The organism is Staphylococcus rostri, assembly GCF_002902145.1.
Lineage (GTDB): Bacteria > Bacillota > Bacilli > Staphylococcales > Staphylococcaceae > Staphylococcus > Staphylococcus rostri.
In genome coordinates this window covers 1-10,193 of record NZ_PPRF01000006.1, presented here as the reverse complement: position 1 = coordinate 10,193, position 10,193 = coordinate 1, and the positions used below count along the sequence as shown (strand labels likewise).

General features: G+C 33.7%; 10 protein-coding genes and 1 pseudogene. 10 read left to right on the top strand and 1 reads right to left on the bottom strand.

Annotation, left to right across the window (positions count from 1 at the left end):
• The 5 genes and pseudogenes from CD122_RS00875 to ccrB all read left to right on the top strand — a co-directional run.
• A pseudogene (locus tag CD122_RS00875) lies at positions 1–866 on the top strand (hypothetical protein); the annotation flags it as partial.
• 171 nt (positions 867–1,037) lie between these two features.
• Positions 1,038–1,331, top strand: coding sequence for a cassette chromosome ssDNA-binding protein (ssb, locus tag CD122_RS00870; RefSeq protein WP_031863540.1), 294 nt, complete (start codon positions 1,038–1,040; stop codon positions 1,329–1,331).
• Positions 1,331–3,115 (top strand): cassette chromosome replicative helicase, encoded by a 1,785-nt coding sequence (gene cch1, locus CD122_RS00865; RefSeq protein ID WP_103357139.1) that lies wholly within the window; start codon positions 1,331–1,333, stop codon positions 3,113–3,115. Before ssb ends, cch1 begins: the two co-directional genes overlap by 1 nt.
• Positions 3,116–3,614: 499 nt before the next feature.
• The gene (gene ccrA / locus CD122_RS00855) at positions 3,615–4,964 is read left to right on the top strand and encodes a cassette chromosome recombinase CcrA (RefSeq protein ID WP_103357137.1); all 1,350 of its coding nucleotides are present in this window, start codon (positions 3,615–3,617) and stop codon (positions 4,962–4,964) included.
• Positions 4,965–4,983: 19 nt separating this feature from the next.
• Entirely contained in the window at positions 4,984–6,612 is a 1,629-nt protein-coding gene (gene ccrB / locus CD122_RS00850; RefSeq protein WP_103357136.1) for a cassette chromosome recombinase CcrB, read from the top strand.
• Between the two features lie 35 nt (positions 6,613–6,647).
• On the opposite strand, the gene CD122_RS00845 is transcribed toward ccrB, so the two are convergent.
• Positions 6,648–6,935: a hypothetical protein gene (locus CD122_RS00845; RefSeq protein ID WP_103357135.1), complete on the bottom strand. Its 288-nt coding sequence runs from the start codon at positions 6,933–6,935 to the stop codon at positions 6,648–6,650.
• Positions 6,936–7,478: 543 nt separating this feature from the next.
• On the opposite strand from CD122_RS00845, the gene CD122_RS00840 reads away from it, so the two are divergent.
• The 5 genes from CD122_RS00840 (at position 7,479) to CD122_RS00820 (ending at position 9,961) form a co-directional block, all read left to right on the top strand.
• Positions 7,479–7,817, top strand: a complete 339-nt coding sequence (locus CD122_RS00840) for an SAUGI family uracil-DNA glycosylase inhibitor (RefSeq protein WP_103357134.1) — start codon at positions 7,479–7,481, stop codon at positions 7,815–7,817.
• 95 nt (positions 7,818–7,912) lie between these two features.
• The gene (locus CD122_RS00835; protein WP_103357133.1) at positions 7,913–8,224 is read left to right on the top strand and encodes a DUF960 family protein; all 312 of its coding nucleotides are present in this window, start codon (positions 7,913–7,915) and stop codon (positions 8,222–8,224) included.
• Between the two features lie 14 nt (positions 8,225–8,238).
• A complete protein-coding gene (locus CD122_RS00830) occupies positions 8,239–8,742 on the top strand; it encodes a DUF1643 domain-containing protein (RefSeq protein ID WP_103357132.1) in 504 nt (167 codons plus the stop codon).
• 438 nt (positions 8,743–9,180) lie between these two features.
• On the top strand, positions 9,181–9,633 hold the full coding sequence (locus CD122_RS00825; protein ID WP_103357131.1) for a hypothetical protein: 453 nt from the start codon (positions 9,181–9,183) through the stop codon (positions 9,631–9,633).
• Positions 9,623–9,961 carry a hypothetical protein gene (locus CD122_RS00820; RefSeq protein WP_240624097.1) on the top strand — a complete coding sequence of 113 codons (339 nt, stop codon included), beginning with the start codon at positions 9,623–9,625 and terminating at the stop codon, positions 9,959–9,961. The genes CD122_RS00825 and CD122_RS00820 overlap by 11 nt, the downstream gene beginning before the upstream one ends.
• Positions 9,962–10,193: the final 232 nt, after the last annotated feature.

The following is a 10,193-nucleotide window of genomic DNA, read 5'->3' as shown; positions in this document are numbered from 1 at the left end:
ATCTTGTATATAAAGAAAAGCAGGACTCCTATCTGGAAAAAGGCATATTAAGTCAAAATAAGTCAAACTATTTTATAAAATTAATTAATAAAAATTTAATTAAACAACGAAAAAGCGACTCCCAATATTTTGACATTGCAAATAGTATTAAACCGTCAACTCATAAAAATGATTCTTTAGAACAATCTGACAATATCGATCAATTCAGACAATCTGCTATTGGTGTTTCACTTTATCTATACGATAAAAATGACCCTTACTTTAAATTTATTCGCAGTATTGCAAATGAAAGCTTGCGCAAAAAAACAATAACTGTTGATGACATTATACAGTCAAAAGAAAAAATTGATGAATTCATGGAGGAGGAAAATCTAATCAGTTATAATGAACTCTATTATAAGACAACTGTTGAAGATACGTTTCATTTCACCCTATTTACAGCTATTTCAGATTTATTAGATGAACTCATTCAAACTGTAAGTGTCATAATACAAAAAGCAACAGAGCAAGACATACTAGTATCTTTACATATAATAAGTAATCTTAAACAGGACTTAAAGAATTGGGTTGTAAAATACGATCAAAAATCACAGCATATAGAAAATCTAATTAATGGCTATGCTAGAAATTCAGATTTAAAGTCGGTAGTTGCTAAAACCATTCAAATGAATCGCAAACTAACTTCAACTATTGAAAGTGAACTACTTTCAACACTTGCTGACTATGACATAAGCACATTTTATAGTAGATATGGTTCGACCTCTAATCCTAACGATTTTCGTGATACATTAATGACTCAACTTATTAGTAAATTTTATGAATCACGTTTTAAAAACAGTAAAAAGCATAGAAATATTTATTTTTAATAAATTAATTGCCTATCGAATACATGTATTCGATAGGTATTTTTTCTTTTAAACCCCTTTATATCAATGTCCTACAATTCCCCTTGAAAATTTGAAACTAAGCCTACTTGTGAGGGATTAGTATGTAATTACATCAAATTTGATGATTTTAATTATTAGGAGGAATTTTATATGAGCAAAAAAAGTTATTGCTTTCTTTTGTTAAAAAGACGCGCTTGTGGTGTTGCTTTTAATTTAGCAATTGGTAAAGATTTTACGTTTAACGATTTAAATTTGGCGTCCAACGTTACATGTTCAACTGACGTACAACAAGATGTTGGTCGCTGGTTTGCATACTTTGTAAAGAACATGCCAAATGTCCCATTTGTCATTATTGGTAAGAATAGCAACGGGAACTTAGTTTATCGTAAGACAGGACCTAATCCAATGCTTCACAAACATAACTGGAAAGGTGGTAACAACTAATGACTAACAACATATTCAAGCAATATCCATATTTTTTAAATTCAAATGGCTTTTATGAAGTGATTCCACCTAAAAGTAACAATGATGTAGAAAAAATCATTCAATTGTCTAGTCCCATCATTATTGAAAATAAATTTCTCGACCCGTCTACAGGGGTTGAGAAATTGATTATTACAGATGGAAAAAATATTGAACGTATTGAGGCATCAGATATCTTAACATCTTTCAAGCTACCTGGATTAATTAAGTACGGCTTCAACATCAATGAACGATACATTAAATCATTAAGCTATGCGTTACAATCGATGCGCCAGTCACTTCCGTTATCTAAATTATATACCGGCGTAGGTGTATTACAGTCTGATGAAGGTATGGTCATTTCATTGGATAAACCATACTTTTCAAAAGAAATAGAGCAATCTCAAGCTAATGAAATCATTTGTGAAACACACTATGATTTACAACCAAAAGGTACTTTCAAAGACTGGTGGGAGATGTACTTAAAACAAGTTAAAGGAAACTTACTACTAGAACTTGCAGTAGTATTTGCTGCTTCTTCATTAGTTACTGCGTTCCTAAAAACAAGACATGAGGTCGAGTTTGCGGGAACCATCTTCTCATTTATGGGAAATTCAAGCACAGGTAAATCGACTGCAGCTGCTTTAGCTGTTTCAATAGCCGGCAACCCTACTAAAGGCAGTAATACCCTGTTTAGATCATGGAATGGTACTAGAAACGCGCTTGAAGGATATTTAAGTAGTAACTTTGGTGTGCCTATCGTATTAGATGAATTGTCAGCTGCAACCTTCAAAGACACTACTGGATTGTTGTACAGTTTGGCAGAGGGACAGGGCCGACAACGCTCTAATATTGATGGTAATGTCAAAGAACTCAAAAATTGGGGCACTACAGTGATAAGTACCGCAGAACACAGTATTTTAAATGATAGTGCACGTAATGATGGTTTGAACGTCCGTACGATTGAAATATCTGAAGCCTTTACAACAAGTGCTGACAATGCAGATGCAATTAAAAGGGCTACATCGGTCAATTATGGCCATATAATGCCATTAATAGCTGAATATCTTTTAAAACGTGGAAACGAAGTAATTAAATGGTTTCATGCGGAACATGATTGGTTCAAAAACCAACTAAAAAATGAAACGAGTAATACTGGTATTCGTATGTTCAAACGCTATGCAGTGATTGCGACATCTGCTCGGATATTCGAACGTGTTATTGCAGTACCTATTGGTATAGATGCAGTAAGAGAATACTTGGTTAGTTATCACTTGGAGTCAGTTTCAGAACGCTCACTAGCAGAGAAATCTATCGAGGTCATTGTTCAGTTTGTAGCGCAAAACCGGGGGAAATTCTCTGAGGATACCAAGCTATCAACAATGATTGAGAATTATGGACTTATTGAACTCAAAGAAGACCACATACAAGTTAAAATCCTGAAAAATGTATTTAAAAATATGTTGAATGAAAATCAATTCCAAGATGTAAATATTGTAATTGATGCTTTACGAGACAAAGGTTATATCCATTCTGATCGGAACCGTAAAACAACAAAACGTAGCGTTCCAGATACTAATGGCAAAAAGAAGACTATTGTCTTTTATCATCTTAAGCTAGATATGACTTATGCTTCAATGTTTGGTTTGAGTTCTAAAACAGAACCTAGTATACCACCATTCGTTGATAATACAAATAAAAATTTGCTAGAAGATTTTGTAACGAAAGCTAAACAATCCGAAGCAAATCACGATTTAGGATTATAAAATATCGCTATAACACCCTAAAGGCTGTTGTAGCTTACTTAATCAAATACTTGGAGGAAATTAAAATGAATACCAAATTCAAATTAACACAATACACATTATGCTCTTTGGTCGAATTAGAGAATCAACAATTAGTCGTAAACTATATTGATCATAACTATGATATAGAATCCTATACGTTAACTGAGACACAACGTAAACTCTTGATACTTTATAAATTTCACCCTGAATTTATGAATGAGGTAGCTCTCACTAATTTCTTTGTGAAAAGTACAAGAGACGACAGAATGACTGTTTATCATATTATCAAATTTTTAAATATTTTATAGAATCGGAGGTCTTTTCATTGGACGAATTAATCACATTACTCGCTGATTTAGTGATTGAAGAAATCAATCACGTTGATGACTAATAATAACGCCCAACACCTCACTGGTGTTGGGCTTATATATAAATTCGTTCATAAATATATATTATCAATTTGGAAGGAGGAAACAGGATGAAACAAGCAATAGGTTATCTACGTCAAAGTACACTCAAACAACAATCACTCTCAGCCCAAAAACAAACCATCAAGGCATTAGCCGAAAAGCATAATATTCAACACATTACCTTTTATAGCGATAAGCAATCAGGTCGAACTGATAAACGCAATGGTTACCAACAAGTCATTACGCTAATTCAACAAGGTCACTGTGACGTATTATGTTGCTACAGACTGAATCGATTACACCGAAATTTGAAAAATGCTTTGAAACTTATCAGATTATGTCAAAAGCATCAGGTTCATATCTTAAGTGTCTGTGATGGCTATTTCAACTTAGACTCATCTTTTGATCGTTTAAAACTTAACATTTTCATCAGCCTTGCAGAGTTAGAATCTGATAATATCAGTGAACAGGTCAAAAATGGACTACGCGAAAAAGCACGCCAAGGTAAACTCATTACAACTCACGCCCCTTTTGGCTATCACTATCACGACGGGACATTTACTATAAATAAGGATGAAGCACCTACTGTAAAAGCCATATTCGACGACTACGTGGAAGGTTACGGATACAAGAAAATTTCTCAACGCTTAGAAAAATCCAATCACCTCATCAACCGAAAACCTTTCCAAGTGCGTTGTATTATCCTAAATCCTAATTACTGTGGCCGAGTGCTAAATCAATATGGACAATACGATAATATGTTCCCCCCTATTGTTTCAGTCAGCTTGTATGAATACGCTCAAAAAGTTAGAAACCAAAGACAAGTTAATCGTAGATCTTCAGACAACCAACTCAAACAAAAAATCAAATGCCCTTGTTGTGGTTCAACGCTCACCAATCTGACCATTAGGAAAAAGAAGCACGCATTGCGTTATTATGTTTGTCCAAGAAATATGAATGCTTCACGTTTTGTCTGTGATTTCAAGGGCATCAATGCACAAATGCTAGAAACAAGGGTCTTAACAACTTGTAAGGACTTTTTTCAAAATCAACAGCTCTATTCAAAAATTAATCAAACAATCCAACAACAACTAAAAAACCAAAGAGCTTTGGAAACGAAACATACACTCACCCAAGAACAACTAATAGAAAAGCTCGCTCAAGGGACGATTACTGCAGATACATTCAGAGAAAAATCTCTACTGTTACAACAACAATCAAAAACCAATTCATCCATTAGCTCGACTCAAATTCAAAGGGCTTTTCAAAATGTCATTCAACAATGTTTCACGTTAAACATGTTATACCCCTATATTGATGAAATTCATATTACAGAAAACAAAACGCTTACAGGAATCTATTTCAAAAATGAACCCTTAAACATCGTCAATCAAGATATGAAATCATCGATTGCTTAATCAGAAAGGATGAAAAATCATGGAAAAACTTAAACAAAAGCGTGTGGGAATTTATGTACGCGTATCGACTGAGATGCAGAGCTCAGAAGGCTACTCGATAACAGGCCAGATCAATCAGATTGAAGAATACTGTCAATTTAATAACTTCAAAGTGGTAGATGTATACGCAGATCGTGGTATTTCCGGAAAATCTATGAACCGCCCTGAGCTCCAACGTATGTTGAAGGATGCGAATGAAGGTCATATCGATTGTGTCATGGTGTACAAAATAAACCGACTAGCACGTAATACATCAGACTTACTCAAAATTGTCGAAGATTTGCATAAACAAAACGTCGAATTTTTCAGTTTGTCTGAGCGTATGGAAGTCACGACTTCTTCTGGTAAACTCATGCTGCAGGTGCTTGCGAGCTTCGCAGAATTTGAACGTAATAATATTGTAGACAATATATTTATGGGCCAGACAATTAGAGCGAAAGAAGGGTATTATCAAGGCAATTTGCCGTTAGGTTATGAAAAAATACCCGATAGTAAACATGAACTGATGATTAATCAACATGAAGCCAATATTGTGAAATATATATTTGAAGCTTACGCTAAAGGTCATGGTTACCGTAAAATTGCTAATGCGTTGAATCATAAAGGTTATGTCACTAAAAAAGGCAAACCCTTTAGTGTGGGTTCTATAACCTATATCCTATCTAACCCCTTCTACATTGGACAAATTCAGTTTGCGAAATACAAAGACTGGAATGAAAAGCGTCGTAAGGGGCTAAACGATAAACCTGTCATCGCTCAGGGAAAGCATTCTCCTATTATAAGCCAAGATTTGTGGGACAAAGTCCAAATGCGTAAGAAACAAATCAAAGAAAAGCCGCAAGTACATGGTAAAGGGACTAACCTACTCACGGGTATTATACGTTGTCCCCAGTGTGGCGCAGCCATGGCCGCTAGCAATACAACGAATACACTCAAAGATGGCACTAAGAAACGTATCCGTTACTATTCCTGTAGCAACTTTCGCAACAAAGGATCAAAGGTATGTTCAGCCAATAGTGTTAGAGCTGATGTTATCGAAAAGTATGTTATGGATCAAATACTCGAAATAGTCAAAAGTGATAAAGTTATCAAACAAGTTGTCGAACGTGTCAATCAAGAGAATAGAGTCGATGTAGCTGCGCTCAATCATGATATTGCTTATAAACAACAACAATTTGATGAAATTAACACTAAACTTAAAAATCTAGTTCAAACCATCGAAGACAATCCAGACTTAACATCTGCACTCAAACCAACCATTCATCAATATGAAACACAACTCAATGACATTACAAACCAAATGAATCAACTAAAGCAGCAACAAAATCAAGAGAAACCATCTTATGATACGAAACAAATCGCTGCCCTATTACAACGAATATTTCAAAATATAGAATCCATGGATAAATCACAACTCAAGGCATTATACCTTACGGTCATTGACCGTATTGACATTCGTAAAGATGAGAATCATAAAAAGCAATTCTATGTCACACTCAAGCTCAATAATGAGATTATTAAACAACTTTTCAATAATAAACAACTCGACGAAGTGCACCTCAGCACTTCGTTTTTATTTTTGCCTCAAACTCTTTACCTTAAAATCTAATAAAAAAAGCAAGATGCATTTATGCACCTTGCCTATCACTTATATTCATCATATTCAAATGGAAATCTACATGGATCGTCCATCAGACGCTGTCTTTTTTCGTCTAGTTTTGGGATATCCTCCTCATCTGCAATAGCTTCATCATAATTCAAACCTAATGCATTGAGAGCATCTTCAAAATCCATATCTTTTTCCTGCATGTAAAACCAAACTCTATCAGTAATGTATATTCCATCATATAAATGATAACCATCAATGGAACCATTCATATCATACTTCAAGTCATCATCTGAATAATGACCATATTTACTAAAACTTACCACTAGCTTCAACTCCTTTGACTTTCACTTTATATTACACCAAAAGTCAAAGTTAAATTATATGTATTTCAACTTATTTTCTCAGTGTCCTTTCGTCATTCAATAACACTCATCTAACAAATATATTCAACACGCTAACAAATCATGGCTCAATGTGAAGCTTATATTGATATGACGAAAGAACATCCCAAAATAAAATATGATCGGGTTAGCAATGGGATTTGATAAATACATGTAGGATAAGGATTACGCAAGCGTAATCCCGAAATCCCATTATTATTTATAAATAAATAATATAAAAAGAAAAAGTAAGTCGTACTGACATCTACAAATCCAAATGATATATAAATATATAGCTATACTTCCCGAGAAATGAGCGGGATAACGGGATTTCCTTGTTATATCAACAATTGTGACGACTTTCTATTGGACCTTTTCTCTATTTCAGTGGGATTTCTAAGCGAAACAAACATTATTTCAAACTTATATTATCAATAAGATGTATCACGTACATACATCAATCAAATACATTAGGAGGTCATAACCATGACACTAGAACAACAACTCAAGCACTATATAACCAACTTATTCGAACTGCCAAAAGATGAAAAGTGGGAATGTGAATCTATCGAGGAAATCGCTGATCATATCTTACCTGACCAATATGTAAGGCTTGGGCCACTCAGTAATAAAACACTTCATACCTACACCTATTATTCAGATACATTACACGAAAGAAATATCTATCCTTTCATTTTGTATTATCAAAAACAACTCATAGCCATCGGCTATATCGATGAGAATAACGATATGGATTTCTTATATATGCACAACACCATCATGCCCCTTTTGGATCAACGATACTTACTAACAGGAGGACAATAATATGCATAAGTACATCAAAATTACACAACTCGTCATTACAATTCTTAGTGAAATTATCATTTGGATGAAAGAATCAGAACGAAAGGAAAACGCTTATGAATAGATATATCACTCGTGGTATTGCCAATAGCTTACCTATCATCTTACAAAAACAATTATGGCAACTCGTAGCACGACGAGAACAAACACAATCAAAAGGCAAGGAATCATTGGATTATTTTCATATATTCCAATTCAATATGCACAATAACCAACTATATATCAAACACAAACAAGAACGTCCTGAGTATGTCAAAACGCATAAGGCAAATATCAAACAGTCTATCGATATCAATAAGGTCTACATTATCCGAGAAGATGATGTAGACCTTTCTTATTACGTCATGTTGTTACCTGAAGAATACTAAAGGAAGTGAATACTATGAATACGGTCAAAAGCACCATACACACAGAAGCAATTTTTAGCGACGATGAACAACATCGTTACTTACTCAAAAAGACTTGGGATAAAAACAAACCCGCATGTACAGTGATAACGATGTATCCTCATTTAGATGGCGTATTATCACTCGATCTTACCACTGTTCTAATTCTTAACCAATTAGCGAATTCTGAACAATATGGCGCAGTATATCTTGTAAATCTATTCTCTAATATTAAAACTCCAGAGAACCTTAAACATATCAAAGAACCTTTTGATAAACATACAGACATCCACTTGATGAAAGTGATAAGTGAGAGTGACACAGTAATTCTTGCTTATGGTGCTTATGCGAAGCGGCCAGTTGTTGTAGAACGTGTTGAACAAGTAATGGAAATGTTAAAACCTCATAAAAAGAAAGTCAAAAAGCTCATTAATCCAGTAACGAATGAAATCATGCATCCACTTAACCCTAAAGCACGTCAAAAATGGACGTTGAAATAAAAGGAGGATTATCTATGAACCATGACACTACACAATCAGATTGGCATAGGGTTGCTAATTGTTTAGCATCACATGATTACGTTTCAATAGTAAAAGGACTAGTACATCAGTACCGCAATAGAAAACAGTGAAAATGTGATTTTAGCGTGGGGTGCAAGTCCATCCAAGATCATATGTGAATGAAGATCTATGAAAATCATTTAGGTGAATATAAAATAAGTAATGATAACGCCGATTATAAATATTTAGCGCATCATCTATAAAAAAAGCCAACCAATGTTGGCTTTTTTTATGGAGGGATTAAAATGAAAAATAACTACAAAATTATCAGAGTTGATAAAAATCTCGAAGTAGACTATATTATCATAGGAATGACTCATTCTAAGTGGAATGGAGTCATTCCTCACTCTTATATTAAAATGAAAAGAGGAAATTATTATGAAAAAATTATTAGGTGTATTAACGTCAATCGCATTGGTAGCAGTTATTATTGCAGCAGGGTTATTTGGTTATAGCAATTTTAAAGATTTAATGGAAGGTAATAAGGATAATAAAACTGAAGTAAGTAATAAAAATGAAAAGAAAGAAAATAAAAAACAAGAGCAAAAACAAGAAGAAGTAGACAGTAGTGAAGAAGTAAATAATAATTTAAATATGGAAGAATATTCTCAACCAGAACCTAGAAACGGAAGAACTAAAGAGGAAGAAGTTCAAGCGGCAATTGAAGCATCAGATAGAGAAATGGAACAAATAGAAAGAGAAGAATCATATAATCCTAATATCCCTAAAGAGCAAATGGAAATATATGAAAAACGAGCAAGAGGAGAACTTCCTCAACCAGGTGAAGGTCCTAGAAGTGAAGTAGCTGAAGAAGATATGATTGAAGAATAAAGATACTAAAGAAATGATCGAATATAGTTACTATAGAAAGTTTAATGCATTGCAGGGGTATTTTATAAAGAATTTTGACATTCAAAACTGCGAAAAGTTACGTATTACAAAAAGTAATATTCAACATTTGCATTGGATTTTAAACGAGCTTAAGTATTCGCCCGAAAAAGCAGAGCAAATGCTGCCTGTCTATCAAGGTCCATTTTTCGGTTCATACGAATATGAAAATATTTATCGCAATCATGTACAACAAGCTACACAAGATATATATAATGCACAATTCATTGATTTCAATAAGTATCATTTATATTTCACTTCAAACTGGTAAGCATCGATCTTGTATATCGAATATAAGCTAAATTATTGAGATAATACTTAATATTACTTTTAATTCTATTTTAATTGTTTCTTCCAAAAATGATTATTTTAAACTTTGTTAACTCTCATATGTGAATGAAGATCTATAAAAATCATTTAGGTGAATATAAAATAAGTAATGATAACGCCGATTATAAATATTTAGCGCATCATCTATAAAAAAAGCCAACCAATGTTGGCTT